This window comes from Exiguobacterium sp. ZWU0009 (genome assembly GCF_000798935.2).
In the GTDB taxonomy this organism is placed as follows: Bacteria; Bacillota; Bacilli; order Exiguobacteriales; family Exiguobacteriaceae; genus Exiguobacterium_A; species Exiguobacterium_A acetylicum.
On sequence record NZ_CP018057.1, the window covers coordinates 787,328 to 812,369 of the forward strand.

The 25,042-nt window shown below is 45.7% G+C and carries 20 protein-coding genes; 11 read left to right on the plus strand and 9 right to left on the minus strand.

All coding sequences use genetic code 11. The annotated features are described in order from the left end of the window. Positions 1-21 precede the first annotated feature (21 nt). The gene (locus L985_RS04075; RefSeq protein ID WP_023467385.1) at positions 22-429 is read left to right on the plus strand and encodes a hypothetical protein; all 408 of its coding nucleotides are present in this window, start codon (positions 22-24) and stop codon (positions 427-429) included. Positions 430-472: 43 nt separating this feature from the next. On the opposite strand, the gene L985_RS04080 is transcribed toward L985_RS04075, so the two are convergent. Continuing rightward, on the minus strand, positions 473-814 hold the full coding sequence (locus tag L985_RS04080; RefSeq protein ID WP_029340963.1) for a hypothetical protein: 342 nt from the start codon (positions 812-814) through the stop codon (positions 473-475). Positions 815-874: 60 nt separating this feature from the next. Beyond that, positions 875-1,252: a truncated hemoglobin gene (locus tag L985_RS04085; protein ID WP_029340964.1), complete on the minus strand. Its 378-nt coding sequence runs from the start codon at positions 1,250-1,252 to the stop codon at positions 875-877. A 138-nt stretch (positions 1,253-1,390) separates the two neighbouring features. Here L985_RS04085 and addB point away from each other — a divergent pair, with 138 nt between their 5' ends. From addB to L985_RS04130, 9 genes are all read left to right on the plus strand, one after another. Continuing rightward, positions 1,391-4,822 (plus strand): helicase-exonuclease AddAB subunit AddB, encoded by a 3,432-nt coding sequence (addB, locus tag L985_RS04090; RefSeq protein WP_047396264.1) that lies wholly within the window; start codon positions 1,391-1,393, stop codon positions 4,820-4,822. Next, positions 4,819-8,370: a helicase-exonuclease AddAB subunit AddA gene (addA, locus tag L985_RS04095; protein ID WP_047396267.1), complete on the plus strand. Its 3,552-nt coding sequence runs from the start codon at positions 4,819-4,821 to the stop codon at positions 8,368-8,370. Before addB ends, addA begins: the two co-directional genes overlap by 4 nt. Before the next feature lie 206 nt (positions 8,371-8,576). After that, the gene (locus tag L985_RS04100) at positions 8,577-8,954 is read left to right on the plus strand and encodes a response regulator (protein WP_023467390.1); all 378 of its coding nucleotides are present in this window, start codon (positions 8,577-8,579) and stop codon (positions 8,952-8,954) included. Next, positions 8,935-11,478 carry a HAMP domain-containing sensor histidine kinase gene (locus L985_RS04105; protein WP_047396272.1) on the plus strand — a complete coding sequence of 848 codons (2,544 nt, stop codon included), beginning with the start codon at positions 8,935-8,937 and terminating at the stop codon, positions 11,476-11,478. The genes L985_RS04100 and L985_RS04105 overlap by 20 nt, the downstream gene beginning before the upstream one ends. Positions 11,479-11,562: 84 nt before the next feature. Beyond that, on the plus strand, positions 11,563-11,943 hold the full coding sequence (locus L985_RS04110; protein ID WP_029340968.1) for a DUF1516 family protein: 381 nt from the start codon (positions 11,563-11,565) through the stop codon (positions 11,941-11,943). 141 nt (positions 11,944-12,084) lie between these two features. After that, complete coding sequence (locus L985_RS04115; RefSeq protein ID WP_029340969.1) at positions 12,085-13,083, plus strand: class I SAM-dependent methyltransferase; 999 nt, start codon at positions 12,085-12,087, stop codon at positions 13,081-13,083. 105 nt (positions 13,084-13,188) lie between these two features. Then, positions 13,189-14,679 (plus strand): phytoene desaturase family protein, encoded by a 1,491-nt coding sequence (locus L985_RS04120; protein ID WP_047396276.1) that lies wholly within the window; start codon positions 13,189-13,191, stop codon positions 14,677-14,679. Further along, positions 14,676-16,157 (plus strand): phytoene desaturase family protein, encoded by a 1,482-nt coding sequence (locus L985_RS04125; RefSeq protein ID WP_047396279.1) that lies wholly within the window; start codon positions 14,676-14,678, stop codon positions 16,155-16,157. The genes L985_RS04120 and L985_RS04125 overlap by 4 nt, the downstream gene beginning before the upstream one ends. Beyond that, positions 16,117-16,950: a phytoene/squalene synthase family protein gene (locus L985_RS04130; RefSeq protein ID WP_029340972.1), complete on the plus strand. Its 834-nt coding sequence runs from the start codon at positions 16,117-16,119 to the stop codon at positions 16,948-16,950. Before L985_RS04125 ends, L985_RS04130 begins: the two co-directional genes overlap by 41 nt. Positions 16,951-17,371: 421 nt before the next feature. Here L985_RS04130 and L985_RS04135 read toward each other — a convergent pair whose 3' ends face one another. The 7 genes from L985_RS04135 to L985_RS04165 all read right to left on the minus strand — a co-directional run bounded on the left by L985_RS04135 (position 17,372) and on the right by L985_RS04165 (position 24,072). Further along, a complete protein-coding gene (locus L985_RS04135; protein ID WP_047396282.1) occupies positions 17,372-18,844 on the minus strand; it encodes a phytoene desaturase family protein in 1,473 nt (490 codons plus the stop codon). A gap of 15 nt (positions 18,845-18,859) precedes the next feature. After that, positions 18,860-19,936: a glycosyltransferase family 2 protein gene (locus L985_RS04140; RefSeq protein ID WP_047396286.1), complete on the minus strand. Its 1,077-nt coding sequence runs from the start codon at positions 19,934-19,936 to the stop codon at positions 18,860-18,862. After that, a complete protein-coding gene (locus L985_RS04145) occupies positions 19,933-20,634 on the minus strand; it encodes a lysophospholipid acyltransferase family protein (protein ID WP_029340975.1) in 702 nt (233 codons plus the stop codon). The genes L985_RS04140 and L985_RS04145 overlap by 4 nt, the downstream gene beginning before the upstream one ends. Continuing rightward, positions 20,603-21,358 carry a carotenoid biosynthesis protein gene (locus L985_RS04150; protein ID WP_047396289.1) on the minus strand — a complete coding sequence of 252 codons (756 nt, stop codon included), beginning with the start codon at positions 21,356-21,358 and terminating at the stop codon, positions 20,603-20,605. The genes L985_RS04145 and L985_RS04150 overlap by 32 nt, the downstream gene beginning before the upstream one ends. Positions 21,359-21,494: 136 nt before the next feature. After that, positions 21,495-22,202 (minus strand): CDP-diacylglycerol--serine O-phosphatidyltransferase, encoded by a 708-nt coding sequence (gene pssA, locus L985_RS04155; RefSeq protein WP_023467401.1) that lies wholly within the window; start codon positions 22,200-22,202, stop codon positions 21,495-21,497. Positions 22,203-22,262: 60 nt separating this feature from the next. Next, a complete protein-coding gene (locus L985_RS04160; RefSeq protein ID WP_047396293.1) occupies positions 22,263-22,730 on the minus strand; it encodes an aminoacyl-tRNA deacylase in 468 nt (155 codons plus the stop codon). Further along, a complete protein-coding gene (locus L985_RS04165) occupies positions 22,690-24,072 on the minus strand; it encodes an MATE family efflux transporter (protein ID WP_029340978.1) in 1,383 nt (460 codons plus the stop codon). Before L985_RS04165 ends, L985_RS04160 begins: the two co-directional genes overlap by 41 nt. Positions 24,073-24,266: 194 nt before the next feature. On the opposite strand from L985_RS04165, the gene L985_RS04170 reads away from it, so the two are divergent. After that, the gene (locus tag L985_RS04170) at positions 24,267-25,040 is read left to right on the plus strand and encodes an enoyl-CoA hydratase/isomerase family protein (protein ID WP_029340979.1); all 774 of its coding nucleotides are present in this window, start codon (positions 24,267-24,269) and stop codon (positions 25,038-25,040) included. The last annotated feature ends 2 nt before the right edge of the window (positions 25,041-25,042 follow it).

Genomic DNA, 25,042 nt, shown 5'->3' on the forward strand with positions numbered 1-25,042 from the left:
GGTAACTTTTACCGCGACACGATGAATGAATCATACGAATGGTTAAATCGCCGAAAACTACAGCCTGGATTTGGTGCGACTGGAGGCAGACGCTTTATCAGTTCTCGCATCGTGCGTCCGGAAAATACACCGGGTAAACGAATCAAAGGAATTAAACGGGCACGACAATTGGTCGTCGATGATGCTGGAAATCGCCGTTGGGTCACGAAACGCATCGTCGTGACGGATGCTGCGAAACACGTCACGATGAACCGTCGGACATCTATCGCCTTGAAGGAGACGAATGAGTCGCGCCTTGAGCAAGTCAAACAAAAACTAGCATCTAACAAAAAGGTCTTATTACCGATTTTGGCGGCAACAGGGATCGCTGTCGCAGGTGGCGTTCTTGCTTACGTTCTTCGTCGGAAGAAAAAACAATCTGATCAATAAAAAATAAGCCGTTCTCCAATCGGAGGATGGCTTATTTCATGCATTATAAGAATCGTTTTCGTAAAGAAGTCGAGAGTGCTTTGTCTGCGATTTCTTCTAGTTCCGTCAAGTTTGTCGGATCAAAGCTATCATTGTAGAAACGACCTACGAAGTCGACACGATCGTAATCGAGTTCCTTGAAAATCAAGTGTTTATGGTCGTCATAAAAAACGACACGATAGTAATCAGATCCACGTTCAAGTGTTACGAGACCTTTGATATGATCCAATTTTTTTTGTTCTTCGGTTTGCTCTTCCTCGAGCGTGTCATCCTCGTTCGTCGATGCTTCTGCTTGCTCGATCGCATTCTTTACGAGTTCAGGTCGTTGTTCTTGTTCTTCCGTCATGTTTTATCGCCTCCAATTATTATTTTACATGGAAATGGACAGATGAGAAAGAAAAATCCCTCAGTCCATCTGGTGTGCTTCACAAACGCGTAGTACATTCATCGCGCCAATTCGTAATCGCTCGAGTAGTTGGAGTCGTGCTTCTTCATTTGGAATCGTATCAAGAGAAGCTACTTCCATCAGTTCCAACCAACGGATGGCATGTTCTTTTTGAATCGGTAATAACCGGTGAATCATCGCTAAACTCGCCGGCGGTTGATCCGGGTCGCGCGGTCCTCCTGTCAATTGGATCAAGAAGACGAGTTGTGCCTGTTCGACACGTTGTCGATCTTCAGGGAATAACGGTCGCAACAGTGAATCATGGTAGACTTGATGATAGAACGAGCGAACCAAGGATGTGAGTATATGCTCGCCTCCGATGGTTTCGTAAAGTGACAAGAAGCATCACCTGCCTTACATAGGATGTGTCCTGATTATAGCAAATTTATACTTAGAAGACATGCGCCAAAAACAGTACATTTGTTCTTGTTTGTGAGATACTGATAGTAAAGAAAAAACGAGGAGGAGGTTTTCTTGATGAACCATATGCATATTGGTCGTGCCGGTAGTGGGAAAACGACACAATTGATCGAGCGCGTCGTACAAGAACTCGAGCAACGACCGCTAGGGGAGAAGATGTATTTCATCGTTCCGGATCAGATGTCATTTGAAATGGAGCGGCGGATTGCGACAGATGACCGGATAGCAGGTCTTGTTCGTCTTGAGGTCATGAGTCTACGGCGCTTTGCGTTTCATATCTTACGCGATTACGGGAATCAAGCGATTCCATTTCTCGATGAGACAGGGACACAGCTATTACTGCGACAGGTCGTCGAGGAATCAGAAGACGAACTGAAGATTTTTAAACGAACTAAAAACATGCCAGGATTTTTCCAAGGACTTGATGAGCTCATCGCGTCGTTTAAACGCTCGCTGATTGAACCAGATATGTTGCGTCAAGTGAGTGATCGTTCTCTCGAACGGTCACCGAAATTGAACGATCTTGCTTTGATTTATGAGCGCTTTACGGAACGCATCGTCGATAAAGCACTCCATGCGGACGATTACTATACGACGTTACTTGAATTACTTCCAAAAGCACGACTGGATCAAGCGACGATCATCGTCGACGGATTTTATGAATTTTCGCTTCAGGAACAACAAGTACTGCTCGCCTTGATGCAACAAGTGGCTGAAATGCATATTAGTTTTACGATGGACCCAACGGATCCTTATGCGAAACAAACCTCTTTTGGTGTGTCTCAGCGATGCTACATGCAGTTGATCGGTCAGATGCAGGAGCTGTCGATTCCATACGAAGAAATCTTGTACGATCAACCAATCAAGTTTCAATCAGAAGGGCTACGACATTTGGAGCAGGCCTTGTTGAAGCCGGGATATCCCGCTGTCGATCATGACGTTGACGGCTTTCAGATGACAGCTGCAGTTAACCGTCAAGTCGAAGCAGAATCAGCCGTGCGGAAAGCGATTCAACTCGTTCGACAAAAAGGGTATCGTTTTCATGAAATGGCATTCGTCGTGCGACATCTTGAGCCGTATGCGGATCACTTGGAACGAGCCTTCCACATGTACGATGTTCCGTATTTCTTGGATCAACGTGAGTCGATGGTTCATCATCCGCTCATTGACTTGATTCAATCTGCTTTAGACATCGTGACGTCGGGTTATCGGGAAGAAACAGTCTTTCGTTTACTGAAGACGGAGCTCTTGCCGATTCCAGCAGAAGATGCGCGTCTAGCGCTCGATCGTTTCGAGACGTTCGTGCTCGAACGCGGCATCAAAGGATCGATGTGGCAACAACCATGGCAATTAAAGCGACGCCTAGCAGAGGAAGTTCGCTTAACGGAAGAAGAGCTTGCGCAAGAAGAAGAACTGAACGATTTACGAACCTTCGTCGTCGACTTGATTGAACCATTGCACCGTCGGTTGAAGCAGGCAAAGACAATGAGCGCGTATACGAAAGGTCTTTATCAATTCCTTGAAGAACAAAAAATTGCAGAACGTTTAATGGAATGGCGTAAGCAGGCACTAGAGCAGGATCAGTTACTTGTTGCTCGAGAGCACGATCAAGTGTACGAAGCGATACTCCATCTATTCGAACAGCTAGAAGCTGCTGCGCCTGAGCATACCTTGTCAACGGAACTGTTTGTTCAGATGGTCGAGACAGGACTTGAGAGCCTTCGTTTTGCACTTGTTCCTCCATCGCTTGATCAAGTTATCGCGACGGACTATGTCCGTGGACGATTACAACGAGTGAAAGTCGTCTTTTTACTGGGAGCGAATGATGGTCTGATTCCGTTCGTTCAAGATCAATCAAAGTTACTGTCCGAAAATGATCATGACTTCTTACATGAACATGGTATTCCGGTTGGAAAAGCGTCTCTTGACGTGTTTGATGATGAGCTGTTTTACCTGTATCAAGGGATGATGGCTCCAAGTGAAGCATTGTATGTTAGTTACGCACTTGTCGATGAAGAAGGAAAGGCGCTTCAGCCGGCAGCGATCACAAAACAATTAAAGCGACAACTGTTGCTCGATCGTCCGATCAAAACACACTTTGCAGAAGCTGGAGAACATGCACCGCAAGAACAACTTGATTTCGTGACGAGCCCAGATCGCGCGGCAGCAGCGACAGCGATTGAACTCCGGCGTCTGCAACGACGTTATCCGATCCAGCCAATTTGGTTCGAAGTGTATAATACGCTTCTCGAAAACGGACAGGGACGTGAACGGATGGGATTATTCTCGAATGCCTTGTTCTATCAAAATCAAGCGGAAGCCTTGCCGGAAGGATTGGCGCATCGTTTATATGGTGAGTCACTGCAAGCAAGCGTTTCGCGTTTTGAGACCTATAATGCCTGTTCGTATAAGCATTTTGCACGATACGGCCTTCGTTTACGCGAGCGAAAACTGTATAAATTCGAAGCACCGGACATTGGGAATCTGTTCCACGGTGCACTGAATGATCTGTCGCTCAGTATTAAAGCTTCTGGACGACACTGGCGCGAGCTCGATGGCGAGACGTGCGGAACACTTGCGAAGGAAGCTGTTGAAAAGGTGACACCTGAAATTCAGAATGCGATTTTGATGAGTTCGAGTCGGTTCGGGTATATCAAGAAAAAATTGACGGATGTCGTCGAACAAACAGCTAAAATGCTTGTTGAACAAGCAAAACGAACAGATTTTGAACCTGACTTATTTGAAATCAGTTTTGGGAACGCGACGTTCCCACCATTACGCTTTACATTGCCGGATGGAACAGAAATTGAATTCACGGGTCGCATCGACCGGATTGATCAGGCGACGATTGGTGATCAGCTATACGTTCGAATCATTGATTATAAATCAAGTGCTCGAGGACTTGATTTTGCGGAAATCTATTATGGGCTTGCGATTCAGATGTTGTTGTATTTGAAGACGGTCGTGGAACAGTCGGAGCTGCTTTATCAACAGCAGGCAAAACCAGCTGGTGCGTTATATTTCCACGTCAAAAACCCCATGTTGCGGGGCGATTTATCGGCTGACGAAGAAGAACGCAACCGACTGTTACTCGAGTCCTATCAAATGCAAGGCGTCATCCTCGAGAATGACGAAGTACTACGAGCGATGGATCATATTGCGTACGATGAACGAAAAAAATCACCGCTTGTCAAAGTGACATTCACGAAAAACGGACTGCATAAGACGCAGACGAAAGGTGTCGTACAGGAGGAAGATTTATCAGCGCTGATGGATCATGCATGGGAGGCACTAAAAGACAGCAGTCAAGACATCTATGATGGGGATATCGCTATCAATCCATTTGATTATCAAGAGCGGACTCCGTGTAGTTTTTGTGAGTATCGTTCAGTCTGTCAGTTCGATGAATCGCTTGGGAATCAGTATCGCCCATTAAAGACGATGTCTGAAAAAGAGGTACTGGAACGGTTGAAGGAGGAAGAAGAATGAGCGTGCGTTGGACGGAAGAACAACAACAAGCCATTTCAGCTAGAGGTGGACATATCCTAGTCTCAGCGGCAGCCGGATCAGGGAAGACAGCTGTCCTCGTCGAACGGCTGACGCAACGATTGATTGATCCCAAAGATGAGTTGTCGGCAGATCGAATTCTAGTTGCTACCTTTACGAATGCGGCAGCACGTGAGATGAAGACGCGGGTCATCGAGGTCATGGATCAGCGCATCAAAGAGGCACCGGACGATTTGTATTTGAAAAAACAGCGTCAATTGATGAACCGGGCACAAATTACGACGATTCATTCGTTCTGTTTGTCGATTCTCCGCGAAAATTATTACCGGATTGGTCTGGATCCTGCGTTTCGAATTGCCGATGAATCTGAATTACTGTTATTACAAGACGATGTCTTAGAAGCGGTCTTTGAGTCCTTTTATGCTTCTGAGGACCCGGGATTCTATGATTTGATTGATAGTTATACGTCAGATCGGGATGATCAAGCGATGCTGACACTGATTTCGAATCTCTATCGGTTTTCCCGTTCCTTACCGGATCCGGAAGCCTTTTATGCACATTTAATCAGTCAGTACGATCAGCCAATTGATCCGGATGATTCTCCACTTATGCAACGACTAGTCGAATTAGAGTGGGAAAGTCTCTCAAATGTATTGGGACGTTACCGAGAACTTGCTTTTGAGCTGGAGCAGTCTGGTTATGCGGAAATGGGAAACATGATGCGACAGGACATTGCTCCTTTTACCTCACTTGAGACGTCAGCACGCCAATGGTCGATGGTTGCGCTTGCTTTTCAAGCAGTAGAGTTCGGTCGCTGGAAGAGTCCACGCGGGGATGAAGGAATCAAGCCGTTTCAAGCAGAGCGGACGCGACTCGTAGCGGAGTTCAAGAAAATGAAAGAGCTATTCGTCCAAAAGACTGGTGTTGATTATTTAGAAGACTTACGATCGCAGCTTCGACATGTGGAAACGATCGTAACACTCGTACGTCAATTTGCAAGTGATTATCTTGAAGCGAAACAACAACGTGGTATCGTCGATTTTTCGGATCTTGAACATTTTGCATTAGAGATTTTGACGGACGAAGGACAACCGTCAGACGTGGCAAAACTTCTGAAGGAACGCTTCGTCGAAGTACTCGTTGACGAATATCAAGATACGAATGAGGTTCAGGAACGCATCATCCAATTGGTCTCGAAAACGGATGAGGCGACAGGAAATCTATTCATGGTCGGTGATGTCAAACAATCCATCTATAAATTTCGTCATGCAGAGCCAGGATTGTTCCTTGAGAAATTCAAACGATTCCAACAGACCGACGTGGGAACACGGATCGATTTAACAAAAAACTTCCGGAGTCGTCTTGAGGTGCTGGATGGAACAAATCAAATCTTCCGCCAAGTGATGGATGAGACCGTCGGGGAGATTGATTACGATGAAGCCGCGCACCTTCGACTCGGGAATCTGAGTTATCTCGAATCGGAGCAAGTGGCGCCTGAATTACTTTTGATTGATCCACTTGATAGTGAAAAAGAAGAGGTTGAAGCACGAGCGATTGCAACACGAATTTTAGAACTCGTTGATTCGATGCATCCACATCTAATTTACGATGCGAAAGCAAACCGATTCCGGACCTGTGAATACCGCGACATCGTCGTCTTAGCACGGTCGCGTGGTAAGCGTGTCCAAGCGCTTGTCGAAGTGCTCGAACAGTATGAGATTCCGGTCTATGCGGATACGACGGGCGGATACTTCCAAGCGACGGAAATTCAAATCATGATGGCATTGCTCAAGACGATCGATAATCCACTTCAAGATATTCCATTCGCGAGTCTGTTACGATCGCCGATTTTTGGAGTGGCAGATCGAGATTTAGGACGGATTCGAGCAAAACAAAAAGAAGGAAGCTTTTATGAGGCAGCGCTAGCGATGGCGGCAGAGGAATCATCATTCGGGATTCGAATAGATGAAATCATCCGTCAGATTCAATCATGGCGAACTGAAGCGCGTGGGAGTGCTCTTCCGGCTTTCATTCGATCGCTCTTTGATCAGACCGGCTATTTTGAGTACGTCGGCTGTCTCGCCGGAGGAAAAAGTCGTCAAGCCAACTTGAACGCCTTATATGAGCGAGCGAAGCAATATGAGACGTCCGGTTATCGTGGATTATATCGTTTCCTTCGTCTGATCAATCGATTAATTGAACGAGGAGAAGACTTCGCAGAAGCCCGTTCGCTTGGAGAAGACGAGGACGTCGTTCGCATCATGACGATCCACCAATCAAAAGGACTCGAGTTCCCTGTGACGATCGTCAGCCAATTGACGAAGCAATTCAACAAACAGGATCAGATGCAAGCGATTCAGTTGCATAAGACGTATGGCATTGCCCTAGATGCGATTGATCCAATTCGTCGTTTAAGATCTGGGACCCTTCTGAAAGAAGTCATTCGCCGGGAAATGGATCGAGAGATGAAGGCGGAAGAGATGCGCGTCTTGTATGTTGCGATGACTCGAGCGAAGGAAAAGTTGATTCTCGTCGGCACAGTCAAGGATTTAGAAGATCAAATGGCGACTTGGCAGATGACGCCACCAGATGAAGTCTTACTACCTGAAAATGACCGGCGCCAAGCGAAGAGTTATGCAGAATGGGTCGTTCCGGCAGTTTTACGCAGTAGTTTACTACGTCCGGATGAGACGGATTGGTCGATTCGCGTGATGTCTTTAGAGGAGTTAGCACCGTATCAAGAAATCTCAACACTCGTGGAGCAACTCGAACACGTCCAGAAGCTTGAAAAAATCGATGTGCCGATTAATTCGCAAGTCAAAGAAATCGTCGAAGCGGCATTTTCGTATCAGTATCCGCATGCGCTTGCGACAGAGACGGCAGCAAAACAGACCGTCACGGAACTGAAGCGAGCGGAACAGCTGGAACGTGCAGCATTTGAAACGACATATCGCCAGACGACCTATTACCGAACGCCTCAATTCCTCGGACCAGTTCTCAGTGGGGCGGAACGAGGAACGGTCTTACACTTAGCGATGCAATTGTATGAACCGGACGAATCGATTTCGCATCAAATTGATCAGTGGGAAGCAACGGAACGCATTACGCCGATTGAAGCGACGACGATGCGGGAAGCGACAGCACAGTTACAAGGGTTCCTCGACTCTGAAATCGGACAATTGTTCAGCGAACGATTACGGACGAACCACGTCTATCGTGAGTTGCCATTCACTTATAAGATCGGGGCATCGCGTTTCCGGAAAGATTGGACAGGTCCAGTGGATGACGCAGTCATGCAAGGAATCGTCGACTGTTTGATTCAGGATGGAGAATCATATATCTTGCTCGATTATAAATCGGATCAAATCGTTACGACGGAAGTCGGACAAACACCTGCAGACGTGTTACGTGAACGATATGCGACCCAATTGAATCTGTATCAAGAAGCGCTAGAAGCGATTCTTCATATTCAGATTACACGGAAGGTCATCTATGCGTTTGCTTTAGAAGAAACGATTGATTTAGTTTAATTTAATTTTGATACGATCGAGACCTTCCTCGTTCTCCTACTTAAGGTAGAGATGAGGGAGGTTTTAGCATAGGACGAAAGAGGGATGAGGAATAAGGAGGGAAAATCAGTTTCTGAAGCGATTTCCGTTTCTTATTGTGAAGGAACTGTGTAAAATAAAGAAGATATGTCACTTTGACGATGGATAATTTTGGGAGGTTTTAATAGATGGCACGTATTTTATTAGCAGAAGACGAAGATGTCTTACGAATGTTAGTACTCGATACACTAGAAGATGAAGGATATACGATCGACGAAGCGACAGATGGAGACGAAGCGTATCAAAAAATCATGAACGCTGAATATGATCTCGTTTTACTCGATTACATGATGCCTGGAATGACAGGGATTGAAGTCATCGAAAAAGTCCGACAACATCCGGATAAGCAACATCTAAAAATCATGATGTTGACGGCTAAAAGTCAACAATCGGACCGCGAACGAGCGGAAGAGATTGGTGCGAATTACTTTTTCTCAAAGCCATTTAGTCCGTTAGAACTGATTGATGTCGTGGGAGGAATACTGAGTGATCACCAAGTGGATTAATCGAAAAATCGGGCGCCAACTCATGGCTTCCTTTTATGTCGTATTAGCTACATTGATGATTTCATCATTGATCGTCTACAACTATACCGATACGAAACTGCAGGCGACTCGGGCGAAATTAGAAGATATCCGTGATCGGAGTGCACGTGCGGGTGCCTTATGGGAAGAGTGGCAGGATGTCCAGTTCAATATGCGTGGTTATGCCTTGATGGGGAATGGAGAATTGTACAATCAAGTCATGGCTCAGCAAGATAAGATTGATCAGGATACAGAATGGTTCGAAAAAAATGCGATTTATGATCAGGGAAAGGCATTCGCCCAGTCCTCGAGAGAATTGTATGGTTATTATTTCGATGCCATTTTGCCGCTTATTCAATCTTATGTCAAAGCGAAAGAATCCGGAGATGTCACGGAATCGTTCTTAAAAGGAACAACACTTGCTGAACTGCCACTTGGTCAGCGATTGTTAGCTGAAGGTAAGATTCAATTAGATGCTCAAGGAAACATTGATGTACTATCAGAGATCAATAAGAGCGAGCTAGCACTCGGCGGTTATCGTGAATTTTTAGAGGATTGGGCACAACGGACGAGCGCCCAGCTGGAACGGGAAATCCGGACGACACAGCTGATTTGGTTAGCGAATATCGTCGTCTTACTTGCCATCTTGATTTTCTTTATTTATCCGTTTATTCGCCGCATCACGATGGAATTATTATCTCTCGTCAAGAACAGTCAACGGCTTGCAAACGGTGAAGATGTTTCGAGCGTCAAAGTACCGAATCGTAAAGATGAAATCGGAATTCTGGCGTTATCCTTCAATCAGATGGCAAGTTCGATTTCCGAGAACAAGCAGCATTTATTAGCGAAAAATGAAGAATTACAGGCGCAACAGGAAGAACTGCAAGCCCAACAAGAAGAATTGCAAGCACAACAGCAAGAGCTTGAAGAAGCGTTAGAGCTGACGATGCGCAATGAACAGCATCTCCAGTACCGGAATGATTTAACCGAGACACTTGCGGCACGTGAGTCGTTGACCGCTTATCCCGAAATCATCGAGAAGCTCGTCACAATCACGGATTCGGAGATCGGTGCATTGGTGTTCGTGGATGAGGAAGATAGTTATTCTGTCGTCACTTATGGGATGACGGATGAACTGGCAGAACAGTTGCTCCAAAATGATGCGTCACTGTTGAAACGAGCAGAATCGCTTAAGACCCCAGTTCATTCTTCTAAACAAGTCGCAAGCAATCATCCATTACCGTATCCGTACTATATGTATGAAACGGCTGTGCCGATTCTCGATCCAACGGCAGATGATATCATCGCGTATATTTACCTTGTCCGCTACCGCGATCAGTTCACGAATGAACAGATGCGAGACGTCATGTCCTTCTCCCGTCAACTGTCACTATCACTCTTGCGAATGCGTTTATTTGACGAGATGACAAAAGAAAAAGCGAAAACGGAGCGAATTCTCGATTCGATTCGAGAAGCGGTCATCTATCTTGAACCTGGGAAAGAAGAGGTCTTCGTCAATCGACCGCTGTACGATCTGTTCCCGGAATTACGATATGGAGTCCACACGGAGCAAGAAACGCTTCAAACATGTCTTGAAGTCATTCGATCTGTCGTCGATGAACCAGAAGTCTTCAGCAGATACGTCGATTCAGTTCTCCGTGGAGAATTACCGACGGATAGTCTACAATTCTCGATTCGAAACGAGACGGTATTCATTCAATTTTATGTCGAGGTGATCCAGATTCATCAGGTGCATAAAGGAACGATGCTTGTCATGCGTGATGTGACGAAAGAGACCGAAATGGATCGTTTGAAATCGGAACTCGTTTCAACCGTCTCTCATGAACTTCGGACGCCACTCTCTTCGATTTACGGCTTTACAGAGCTCATGCTCAACCGGGACATCGAAGAATCGCGCCAAGATCGATATTTACGGACGATCCATTCCGAAACGGAACGCCTTGCGAATCTCGTCAATGATTTCTTAGATGTCCAGCGTATGGAGTCGGGCACACAATCGTATAAAAAAGCATCGGTGAACGTTCATGCGATTGCCGAAGAGACGACACAGTTCTATGCAGCTTCGACACAAGCTCATCGGATTACGTTCCGTCACGAAGGAGATCAGTTACCCGTCATTGAAGCAGATGAAGAAAAAATCAGACAGTTGCTCAATAATTTATTGAATAATGCGGTGAAGTATTCACCATCTGGCGGTGCGATCGATGTCGTACTGACGACATCGCTTGATCAAGTCATTCTTCAAGTTCGGGATGAAGGAATTGGGATTCCAGAACAATCGCTCAGTCGTCTCTTTGAAAAATTCTACCGCGTCGACAACTCAGATAGTCGAAAAATTGGTGGTACGGGTCTCGGTCTAGCTATCTGTAAGGAAATCGTCACCGGTCATGGTGGAGAAATTCACGTGGAATCGGTCGTAAGGGAAGGAAGTCTCTTCACTGTCAAATTCCCACTCGTCCAATCCACACATGTGACAATCTCCTGAAAAAACCATATATCAACAAAATAACACTAGGTGTTCGTACGGAAATCAGATACGATGAGATAGGAAAAGAAAGGAGGAAATGAAATGCCAATCACAGCATTCGTTCACACACACGTCTTACTTTGGGTACTTTTATTGGTCACGTTCTTCGTCGCCTTTTCGATGTACAAGAACAATAAGAAAGCCGCAAAAGGCATTCATATGGCGTTCCGTCTTCTACTTTTATTGACGTTCGCGACAGGTCTTTATCTGTACATCAAAATCATGGGGATGTCTGAAAACCCAGATCCACTCTACCATGCGAAGATCACAGCAGGATTACTAACGCTCATCTTCGGAGAGTTGACACTTGTTCGGCTTAAAAAAGGAAAAGCTTATTCCGGTTTCGTCATCGGATTCGCCGTGCTCGTCCTTGTGACAGTATTCCTTGGTTATTCACTCCCATACGGTATGAAGTTCTTCTAAGTTCATACAGAATCAAAAGAGTCCTTTTCGACCTTATAGGTTGAAAAGGACTCTTTTTGTCATGTCCGTTAGTAATTTTTGTTTACAAGTGGTTGTTATTTGGGAAAAGGGATGTATTACACAGTAGAGAGGGGAACGCTTGTGGCACAGTTGAAGGAATGGACGAAGGTTTTCCGGGCACGGAAATGGATGAAACGCGCAGAACCGGTGTTACCACTTTGGCATGGGTATATCGGTTATAAATATGGATTATTCGATGCTCTTCAAACAGGAGCAACGCAAGCAGAGGCACAGCTACGGATGCAGCGTCCGCTGACACAGGAAGCGCTATCCCGCTGGTTCGAAGTCGGCGTCGCAGTCGGTCACTTGAAGAAAAAAGATTTACGCTATACAGCGACTCGCCATGTTCTTCCGGAACTCTCTCAATCAGACGACCGCAGTATCGGATTTATGTTATCGGAAATGATGGAGCTGCACTTACCAGCACTATTCTCTTATCCTCAATTCTTAGAAGAGGGTCAACAAAAGACCTTTAATGGAGAGGAACATGGAGACGTTGTAGCCGAAACTTCAGCTCTCGTTGAGACTGTCGCTTTCCCAGCAGTACGTCACATCATTCGGAATCGTAATCTAACTTCACTTCTTGATATTGGTTGTGCCTATGGCGGGTATCTCCGTAAAATTCACGAGGCATTGCCGGACTTACGACTCGCCGGAATTGATATTGAAGAATCAGTCATCGCCGAAGCAAAACGGCGAGATACGAGCGGAGAGATTGATTTTGTCGTCGGGGATATCAAAACGTTTGATGTCAAAGAGACATATGACGGTGTCATGATGAATAATATTTTGTATTACTTCCCGCAACCGGAACGACTTGCACTATTAGAAGGAGTTCGTCGTTTCGTCAAGGATGATGGAACAGTCATTCTCGTCACACCATTACGTGATAGTTCACATGGCGCACCTTTCTCAGCAGCATTCAATGCCTTTATGACGTTGCATGAGAATCTGTATCCATTACCGAGTAAGGAAGAATTGAAAGAAGATCTATCAAAAGCTGGGTTTGAAAACATTTCGATCACACCATTCTTAAAAGAAGGTGCCTGGTATATCGTCACTGCAAACGCCACTTCCTAAGCGAAGTCTGGCGTTTTTACAGTTGGAAGACAGTTCAAATTTGTCGCTTTTACTATGTGCTTAGTATAATAGTTGAAACGATGAGAGATAAAAGGAGAGATTTGGGTGAAGCGACGCGTAGCAGTGATAGGAGCAGGACCTGGGGGACTTGCATGTGCCTTGTTATTAGCAGGAAAAGGAGTAGACGTCACCGTTTACGAAAAACAAACGCAAGTCGGTGGACGAACTTCTGCCGTTAAGCTAGGTGACTATACATTTGATCGAGGACCAACATTCCTTAATATGCCGCATATTTTAGAAAACGTCTTTCACGAAGCCGGTTTACGGTTAGAAGACTATTTAGATTTAAAGGCACTTGATCCAATGTACACGCTCTATTTCAAAGGCGGAACGGAGCAGTTCACGATGACGACGGATCGGGACCGGATGAAAGAGACGATTGAACAACACTTCCCTGGAAACGGAGAAGGATACGATCGATTCATGGCAGAGCAAGCACTTAAGCTTGGAAAACTCATGCCCATCTTGCAGACACGTCACGATCGGCTGACGGATTACTTATCACCACGTGTCTTAACAGCACTTCCGCGTCTTTCGCTCGGTCGATCCCTCTATGACGTGTTATCCGATTATTTCACGAGCGAAGAACTGAAGTATTCTTTTACATTCCAAGCGAAATATTTAGGCATGTCAGCTTGGGAATGTCCAGGTGGTTTTTCGATCTTGTCTTATATGGAACATGCTTACGGTGTCCACCATCCGATTGGCGGGATGCATCAAGTACCGCTAGCAATGCAACGTGCGATCGAGGAGCTGGGCGGAACCGTACAGTTAGGTGCGGGCGTCGAACAATTGATCTTAAATGGAAAAACTGTCGAAGGAGTCATCCTTGAGTCAGGTCAACATGAGTTATTCGATGAAGTCATCATCGGTGCCGATTTCGCACATGCGATGAATCATTTGGTGCCGGAAGGGGTTTTGAAAAAATGGTCCCGACCAAAAATTGACCGTAAAAAATTCTCATGTTCGACGTTCATGTTATATTTTGGTGTCAACCGGACGTTTGATGCACCACACCACACGATTTATTTTGCGGAGGACTATGAGAAAAACGTTCGTGAGATGACACAGACGCTTGAGCTATCTGATGACTTTTCATTCTATGTCCAAAATCCATCCGTGATTGATCCAACGCTAGCACCTGAAGGCAAGTCTGCTATGTATGTACTAGTGCCGGTACCGAACAATTACTCTGAACTTGATTGGTCGATCGAAGGACCGAAACTACGTCGTCGTGTTCTTGACGCCCTTGAAACGCGTTCGCCGTATCAAGGGATTGAAGCAGCAATCGAAGTCGAAGAGATGTTCACGCCAGACGACTGGGAAGCGATGGGGATCCATCAAGGCGCGACGTTCAATCTCGGTCATCAGTTGACGCAGATGATGTATTTCCGACCGCATAATCAATTTGAAGAGCTCGATCATCTGTATCTCGTCGGAGGTGGCACACATCCAGGTAGCGGATTACCAACGATCTTCGAATCCGCGCGTATCACGGCAGAACTTGTGCTCAAAAAAGAAGGGGTGCGGACATGAAGATAGGATTCGTAGGAGCCGGTGTCGGTACACTGCATGCAGCGCTTTTGCTGACAGCAAGACATCCCGGAGTCGAGATTACGATTTTTGAAAAAGAAGCGCATGTCGGTGGTCGATTACGATCCGTCGATTTTGAATCAGGTGGCCGCATCGATGAAGGTCCGACGATCGTCCTGATGCCAGGCAAGTTAAAAGAGCAGTTGGCAGAAGCCGGCGTGACGGGAGTAGAACTTGAACGGGTCGATCCATTGTATGACCTTCACTTCGACGACGGTACCGTCGTCACGAAAGTAGCCGATGTCGTGGATCAAGCGATCGCAATCGAACGTCAATTCGGTGAAGGGCGTGGATTTTATGAATTCATGCATCAAAAAGAAAAGGATTATGAGACGAGTGTATCGAAATTTTTAGAACGTGGTTATCGTCGAAAGACAGAGTTGTTGCACCCAGACATGATGCGTCCATTATTACAGATGCATGCTCTAGAAACTGCACATGACCATTTGAAGCGATACTTCAAGAGTAAATATTTGCGCATGGCATACAGTTTCCCGACATTTTATATCGGCGGAAATCCTTATACAACACCATCGATTTACGGTTTGATTCCGTACCGGGAACAAGCAGAAGGTGTCTGGTATGTAAAAGGTGGCTATTTCTCGCTTGCTGAACGCATGTATGACACATTAGTCGAACGTGGTGTCCGATTCGTCTTCGAGGCACCCGTTGAACGAATCGTTGTCGACCAAGGACAGGCGAAAGAAATCATCTTACAAGATGGAACACATGAAGCCTTCGATCAAATCGTACTAAATGGAGAGTTTCCATTGATGGAACGTCTTGTGGAAGGTAAACAACCTAAAACCTATACGCCTTCAGGCGGTACGCTACTGCTGTATTTCAAAATGAAAGGGAAAGTCGATTTACCAGTGCATCGCTTTTTGATGCCAAACGACTTGGAACCGCTCATGACGAATATCTTTAAAAAGGGACGATTACCTGAACATCCGGCAGTCTATCTGTTCCATCCAAGTCAGATTGACCGTAGTTTGACAGGAACGGACGATAGCGTCGTCTATTCATTAATTCCTTCTCCACGTGGCTATGGTGTAGAAGATTATGAAAAAGTAGAGTTCGTTGAGACCGTACTTGAAAAAATCGAGCATCATCATCCGGGATTCCGGGAAAAGATACAAGAAATGAGGATTCGTACACCGAATGATGCACAGGCCTTTGGATTGTATCAGGGAGGGAGTTTTGGGATTGCGCCGACGATTCGCCAATCCGCTGCCTTAAAGACACAAGCAAAACCGTATCCGGATATCGATCGATTATATGCCGTCGGTGCATCGGTGCATCCGTGTGGAGGAGTACCAGTCGTCATGATGGGCGCAACGATACTCGTAAACCGAATGGAACAAGAGATGGGGTGGAAACATGAATTCAGTGACGATCCAGAACGCGTATATCAAATGTGAGGAAGTCATTCAGTCCGGATCTAAAACGTTCTATAAAGCCTTCTCACTCTTACCAAAAGCAGATCGACAAGCTGTTTATGCCATCTATACATTTTGCCGATTCCTCGATGATACCGTCGATGAATCAGAGACACCAAAAGAGAGCTTAATGGCTTTCTTGAATGAATTCAAACGATTCCGTGATGGCGAAGTACTAGATAAACCGTTATGGATTGCTTTAGCAGATGTATTTGAACGTTATGAAATGGATGAGACACCATTTCTTGAGCTCGCAGAAGGGATGCGTTGGGATATCGAGAAAAATCGTTATCAAACGCTTGAGGAGACAGAGCAATACAGCTACTACGTAGCGAGTACTGTCGGTTTGATGCTGTTACCCATCCTTGCACCGCAACAGCCTGATCTCCGTAAATCAGCTATCGATCTTGGAATCGCGATGCAACTGACGAACATTTTGCGCGATGTCGGTGAAGATGCAAAACGCGGCCGCATCTACTTGCCCCATTCATGGATGGAGACATACGGTGTCACAGCGGAGTCGTTACTCGCTGGTCGTCCTTCAGGAGACTTCATCGGTCTCTGGGAAGAGGTTGCCCTTCGAGCAGAGCATCTATATGACGCGGCGATTCCATCGTTTGAACGATATCCACGTGAGAGTCGGCGTGCTCTAAAAGCTGCTGCCTTCCTATACCGCGGTATTCTTGATGCAGCGCGGGATAATCACTATGACGTCTTTACGAAACGCGCGTACGTCAGCCGTTGGCAAAAAATGAAGTTACTTGCTACGATTTAATACATGACCATAGAAAAAAGACCTTGGCGGGGACCAAGGTCTTTTTTCTATGGTCTGAGACCGGGGAGTCTCAGATTACTTCTACACCAGAGCGAACATCTGGACTACGAGATAGGTCTGTTTCGACCACGGGGATGGTCTTTTCTTTATCGAGCTATCTGTGGACCATTCGGATGAGACGATCTAAGGGGGAACGTCGTAAGTCATGCGAATGGACACACGATGAGTCACGTGATGAAATGGGTGGGTCCCATTTGATTTCGCTGGTTAGAAAAAGTAAGTTCTTCAACGCTCTTGACTCGGGGAAGTCACCTTGCGCTTGATTGAGGATGTGGGGTCAATCACTACCTCTTGAACTCGAAGTAATCGTATCAAATCTTAGTTGTCCGTACAAGTGATTGATATGCAATTCACATAACGTTCACAGGGTAGCGGCGACAGCAGAGACGATTCGTTCACTTGCTAGTTTTCCTGAAAGCGTCACCATTGGACTACCGCCACCAGGATGCGTTGATCCACCGGCAAAAAACAAATTGTGAACATTCTTTGAACGGTTGCTCGGACGGAGGAAAGACGACCGGATGCCATTGGATGACAAGCCATATAACGAGCCGTGATAAGCAAAGAAGGTTTGTTCGATATCCTGTGGTGTGATCCGTTGTTCGAAGACGACATCAGATGAAATATCAATTCCAAATGACTGCAATCGTTGATTGATCAGTTGATCATACGTATCAAAATCAATCGCATGTCCAGTATCCGTTGCGGGTGCATTGACGAGCACGAATAAGTTGTCACCCGCTTGTCCCATTTCTGGTGCTGTGACGGAAGAATTCGAGATATAGATCGTCGGCTCCTCAGCGTAACGTTTTTCATCAAAGAGTGCCTTGAACTCAGCTTCGTAATCCGAAGAGAAGAAGACGTTATGATGAGCCAGTCCTTCGATCCGACGTGAGAGACCGATACATCGGACGTAGGCAGAAATTGATGGTTCGACTTGAGCAGGTGTCGGATTTTTAAAATCAGGTCGTGCCGTTTCTGAGATCAGGCGTGGATATTGTGTCAATAAATCGCCGTTCATGACGACGAAGTCGACCGGTAGATATTCCAAATGATTCAATTCGATTTCCGTTGCTTGTCCATCTACGACTTCGATCTGTGTCACCTCATCGCCAAGACGGAAGACGACACCTAGTTCTTTTGCACGTCGAGCGAATCCTTCTGCGATTGCTGTATTGCCGCCATTCGTGAAGTAGACGCCGTCATTTAGTTCTAAATGAGCGATGAGACTGAAGGTAGCGGGTGTTTGATAAGGACTACTCCCGATATAGGTCGCATAACGATCGAGTGCCTGAATCAACCCTTTATCCTTAAAGTAGTGCTTATGCAGCCCATGAAGGTTTTGGAAGGGATGCACTTTCAACATGTCTCGCCAGAGGGAAGGGCGGATGAATGAATCTATATTCGTAAAGAATTGTTGTTTTGCAATCGTATGCAACTTCGCCACTTCTTCTTGATAACCTGTAATATCGTTTTTTGCCAACTGACCGTTCGTGAAACGATCTACTTCTGTCCGCATCGCTTCACGTCCAGACGAGAACGTTAAGGTGCGTCCGTCAGAAAAGTGATTGACCGTGTGACGCTCAAGTTTCGTGAATGTAAAGTATTCATCAGGATCCGCACCAGATTCAAGAATGACAGATTGAAAAACTTCCGGCATCGTGATCGTGTTCGGACCAAAGTCGAAGCGATGTCCTTCTGTGATGATCGGCATCATTTTGCCACCGATATGTGTATTGCGCTCGATGACCGTGACACGAAATCCTTTTGCAGCTAATGAGATGGCAGCGCTTAGTCCTCCAAGACCAGCTCCGATGACAGCTATATGTTTCATGATACTGATTCCTCCTTATGAATAGGTCCTACCCTTCCATGTGATTTCCCGTTTCCTAAAGCTTCGAATCATCGCACTTGCTAGCAAGATGACATAAAAGAATACAGCTAGTGGATGGAGCCACCAAACATGTCGGATTCGTGCCGCACGATCAATCCGGAATCGTGCTAAGTAAAGAAGAATCAGTGCACCACCCATCTGCCAGGATGGGTGAAGGATGAGATAAGGTAGGACACTTGCTTGAACCAAGTAAAAGAGTAGAAAGTATGATCCGACAACATAAGAATCGTTCATCCCACGAAAGACATTCTTTAGAAAACCTTGCCAGACCTCTTCATTCGTGGCGTACATATCACAAGAGACTGCTGGAGCGACTTCGACGAGCGTCGTCGTCCATCCGTATTTTTTAAATGTGCGACAAAGTTCTAAATCGTCAACGAGAGCCGATTGAATACTTTCATGTCCACCGACTTGATCATACGCACGTCGTTCGACGAGAACGACCATTCCGTTGGCTGCAGCAAACGCTGGATGCTTCACCTTGCGAAAAGGAATCGGAAGATGTTGTGCAATAAGAACATGTTGCATTGGAATCAAACACTTTCCAAGAAACGTCGGTACAGGAAAGGACGGGAAACCGGAAAGGAAAACGGCTCGTTCTGTTCGTAACGTTCCGTATAAGCGACAAATTGCATCAGGTGTCAGTGTCACATCAGCGTCGAGAAATAACAAGTAGTCCTCTGTCGTTCGTTTCGCGAGTTGATGACACGCATGGACCTTTCCTGCCCAGCCTGTTGGTAAGGGAAGACCATCAATCACTGTAAAACGGTCGTCTTGACCAATCCGATCGAGCAATAACTCGCGCGTCCGATCGGTCGAGCGGTCTTCATATAAGTAAACGTGCATCCCAGGTGTCAGAGCATGTTCTAGTGCGTCTAATAATTTTCGTACATTACGCTCCTCATTACGTAAAGGGATGCAGATTGCTAGACTATCTGGTTGAACGGGATCCGTTAATCGTGGTAAAAAAGCTAAATTGATCCATGTATAGAGACAGACAGCTAGAGCGAAGAAGAGAAAGAACCAACTCATGACCGAAATGCCCGTAACCAGCGCTCCGTTCGCGCAGGAAGTGGTTCCCTTCGTGTAGAGATACAACGATATAAATCAATACGTTCCGCAATTGCATCTGCTCGAATGTCGTCGTATAAGGCGGTTAGTTCTGCCGTCAGTCGTTTTGCCTGGGCACTTGAACGTTCCTCAGGTAATGGATGAAAGCGACGCGTCCGGATATAGATGTCCGGTTGCTGTTCATGGCCATATGAATAATAAAAGGCGACGAGAGACACGTGATCCGTATGACGCGTCAAATGTGTGGCACCACTTGCTAAGCGAAGCGGACGGTCCTCTTGATGACGTTCCTCGCCTTGAGGAAACATCCAGACGCTGCTGCCATTTTGAAGTCGTTCTTTGGCATAATGAAGACTTGTCTTGATATCCGCGAATGATGTCCGATCAACAGAGAAAGCTCCAAGACGAGAGAAGAACGGGAAGCGAGCAAGCCCTGCTTGGTCAATCATGACGTAAGGATCGTGATGGAAACAGGTCTGATCCAAATGAAAAAGAATCATACCATCCCACCAAGAACTGTGCGTAGCAAGCATGAGACCAGGGACAGGTAGATCGTCTGCTCGATATAAGACACGGTGGAAATGACGTCGGATCAAAGCATGATCAACATACGTATGAAATACGGATTCAGCTAATTTGCTTTTGTTTGCTTCTTTCAACGATAACCCCTCGTTTCACAATGAAATAGACGATGAATGCACTTAAGCTGACCAAAGTGACGCCATAGAGACCAGCAACTCCTGCTGTTACACCGAATAAAGTGTGCAACATCAAAAAGAGATACTGATTGTTTTGTTCGAGTGCGGCATCCGTCGCTTTGACTTGATAGCGATTGATGAAAAAGGAAAAGACGAGCGCCGTTCCATACCAGCCGAAGAAGTTCTGTGTCGGAATATCGTAATACCAGCCACCGTCTTGCCAAAGCCAATACGATTTCACGTTAGCAGCAACAGGATCAATCGCTAAATCGAGCCAGACGGCAAACAATGGAACGAGGATCAATGTACTATAGCGAAACGAAAACAAACGGGAGAAAGCGAGACTCGCCCCCATGACCGACAGCCATGCAGCCCCGATCGTAATCGGCACACCTAATAATTGAACACCGAAATCCGACTCATAACGATATGTTCCAAACGGCCAACCGGTATGGACCCCAATCGACTCGATGATGATCGAACCAAAGAAGATGAAGGGGATGACAAGACGACCCTTCGGTAAGATATGCCAAAAATAGAGTGCTGCGTATAAGCCGGAAGCGAATAAAAAGACGGCATTGGCCCACTCGAGCCAAGGGGGGAGTAACGAAAAACCAACTAAGATCAAGCCGATGGTGAACCAAATTGAAAAGAAAATCCAAAGACGTTTATGAAACTGCTCCATGCGTGACATTCCTCCATTTCCAAAATAGCTTCTGTCATAAGTATACCCATATATCTTGAAAACGAGCGAGGGAGAAGCGGTCCTATAAAAAAAGTGGTCCGGCTTCTCGCAAGAGAAACCGGACCACTTCCTACCATCATCCGTTTGAATGTTGCTTTTGCTTCTTCTTTTTGATGAACGAGAAAAGGAGAAACGCGATATACAACGGAACAGCAACGAACCAAAACGTCGACCATTCATTGCTACGAGCAATCATGACATACGTCACGTATAGCAATGTAAAGGTGATGACGAACGTATGGCGCGGAACGGGAATGTCTTTAAAACTTGGAATCTTGACACGACTGACCATCAAGAAGGCAAGACCTGTGAAGACAAGTGGAACCATCAAGTCGTTCATTCGTCCACTAAACAACGTAACAACGGCCAAAATACCACCTGCCGCCGTAATCGGTACACCTGAAAAATAAGCAGATGCCACATTCGTTGCCGATAAATTAAACCGGGCAAGACGGAATGCGCCGAACAACGGGAACAGAGCAGAAATTAGTAAACCAACTTCTCCGAATTCATAGAAATACGTATAGTAGGCCATCATTGCAGGTGCGACACCGAATGTCACGATATCTGCTAATGAGTCCAGTTCTTTTCCGAAGTCGCCTGCTACACCAAGCATCCGAGCAAGACGTCCGTCCAGACTATCAAGCATCATCGCGATGACGATTAGTAAGGTGGCATTTTGAAAATCACCTTTTGCCGCCATGACGATGGCTAAAAAACCACAATACAGATTTCCGAACGTAAATAGGTTGGGTATTGAATTACGAACACGATCTTTCCACAAAATGATTCCTCCTGCCACTTAATCGATACTACTCATCATACCATAATTAGGAGATGGAATTCAGCCGTTCGTAAAGAGAATCCCCTGAGTGAAAGATAAAAAATCATGAGGATTCAACCGAACTTGATGTCCACGTTTTCCGGCGGATACGATGATGAATGGTTCATGGATAGCACGATCCGATAAAAGAACCGGAAAGTTCTTCTTAGCACCGATGGCAGAGACACCACCTCGAATATAGCCAGTCAGGTCTTCTAACTCCTTCATCGGAACAAGCGCGACTTTTTTCGAATGCAATGCTTTAGCTGCTGCCTTAAGAGAGAGTTCTTCTTCCCCCGAAATGACGACAAAGACATATTTATTTTCGACCATTTTCAAAACAAGGGTTTTAAAAATGGTCGAAAGGGGGTAATTAATCTTTCTACCGACGGCTTCAGCAGATAAATCATCAAGATCAACAGGATAAGTGAGGGATTCGAAGTCAATCTTAGACTGCTTCAGAAGCCTCTCGACGTTCGTTTTGCTCATGTGTTTCTCCTTTGACGAGTGAGTATTGGACCCATTTCCGTCCGTGCCAACGTTTCATGGCGAAAATGCCACGGAACCATTCGTCAGCAGAGAAGGCAATCCAGATTCCAAGTAAACCAAGACCGAAACCAAGACCAAGTGTATAACTGAGGACGACCGCAATTCCCCACATCGATAGAATACCGATGGCGACAGGGAAACGGACATCTCCTGCCGATTTAAGAGTTCCCATGAGTACGATGTTCATCGCGCGACCTGGTTCAAGAATGACGCTTGCCCAGAGTAGTGGGATACCGATTGCAATGATTTCAGGACTCGATGTGAACACTGATAGAATCGATGAACCGAATGAAGCGAGAGCGACAGCTGAGATGAAGCTTGCGAAGACGGCAATTTTCAATGTTTTCACAGCACGTCCATATGCTTGTTCAAATTGTTGAGCGCCAACTTGGCGTGCGACGAGAAGTTGCGTCCCTTGCGCGATCGCAAGTGTAAATAGGAAACAAAGCATTGTGATGTTCGATACATACACACGAGCGGACAATGCTGCTTCACCAATCGTTGCGATGAATCCTGTGATGATGAGTTGTGAAAATTGATATGAGATTCCTTCACCGGCAGATGGGATTCCGATGTTCATGATCCGTTTCACATCTTCCCGGTCGAAATGAATCAAGTCTTTTACTTTAAAACGTAATGAGAGTTTCCGGTAAACGACGAAGAATAAGACAAGGACAGCGATTGTCCGAGCGATGACGATCGACCAGGCGACACCGGCAACACCGAGAACGGGAATGCCGAAGAGTCCAAGAACAGCGATGACGTTACCAAAAGCACTAACGAAATTCATGAGTAGCGTGACATACATAGCATTTTTCGTGAATCCATGACTCCGGAGAATCGCACCGAGTGTCAGAGAGATGGCTTCTAAGAAAAGGAATAGACCAACGATCTTAATGAACGTTTCGCCATAGACGAGCGTCTCTCCTTCTAATGAGAAAAATCCAAGGAGTTGTCTTCCGAACAATACGACGGTCAGAGAAACGATGAGACCGGTATACAAGTTAATCGCAAAAGCAGAACGAGCAGTTTGACGAGCGTTTTGTGTTTTTCTTGCACCGAGGTACTGACCAATGATGATCGTTGCACCGACCGAGGTAATGTTAAAGAGAATAATGAAGATGTTCAAAATTTGATTGGATACACCGACTGCCGCAGCAGCGCTATCTGAGTAATAACTTAAAATCAACGTTGCAATGATCCCAAGGCTCATATGCAATGCAATCTCGATGAATAATGGCCACGTGATGTGGAATAAGCTTGGTTGCTTGACTGTTTTCATAAAATAAATCCCCTTTGTTTCATAAAACGAATAGTGTTTCTTTATCTTTTTGAAACTATACGCCTTCGATTTTCATAATGAAAGAGGGTTTTTTGTGTTTCATTAAAAAAAAAGAGATTTAAAAGGATTTTCATAAAATATCACGAATACATCATAATGAACAATCATTCATTTTTAAAAGGTAGGGGAATCCGATGAAACGAGAAATGAATTATGCCGTCAAGGATCAGGTTGCGACGTTAACCCTTGCTCGACCGAAACAACTGAATGCATTAACTTCGAATTTATTGGAGGAGTTAGCAGACGCTCTAGAAGAAGCGAATCAGGATGAGGAAGTACGTGTCATCGTCTTGACAGGCGAGGGACGTGGGTTTTGTGCAGGTCAAGACTTGAAAACTGTCTCACCTGAGCTCGATCATGGTGAATATTTACAACAGTATTATCATCCTGTCGTTCGTGCACTCGCTAAATCGAAGAAACCGACGATTGCTGCCATCAATGGTGTAGCGGCAGGGGCTGGGTTATCACTCACGCTCGCTTGTGATTTTCGACTAGTCGACAAGGAAGCGAAATTATCGCTTGGGTTCATTAATATCGGACTTGTCCCAGATGCGGGTGCTCCGTATTTCTTGCCTCGGCTAATTGGTGCAGCAAAAGCAACAGAGCTTGCGTTACTCGGTGACACGATTTCAGCAGACGAAGCTGTTTCGCTCAACCTTGCGACACGAAGCATCGAATCAGAGCAATTTGTAGAAGAGGTCACAGCGTTTGCTCGTCAACTGGCGGATCGTCCGACGAAAGTAATCGGATATATCAAGCAGCTACAGGCAGCGAGTTATGAAAATAACTTGGAGGAAATGCTTGCTCAAGAAATCATCTACCAGTCACGCGCTGGGAAAACGGAAGACCATCTTCATGCTGTTGAATCCTTCATCGAAAAAAAACGCCCTGTTTTTGTCGGACGATGAAT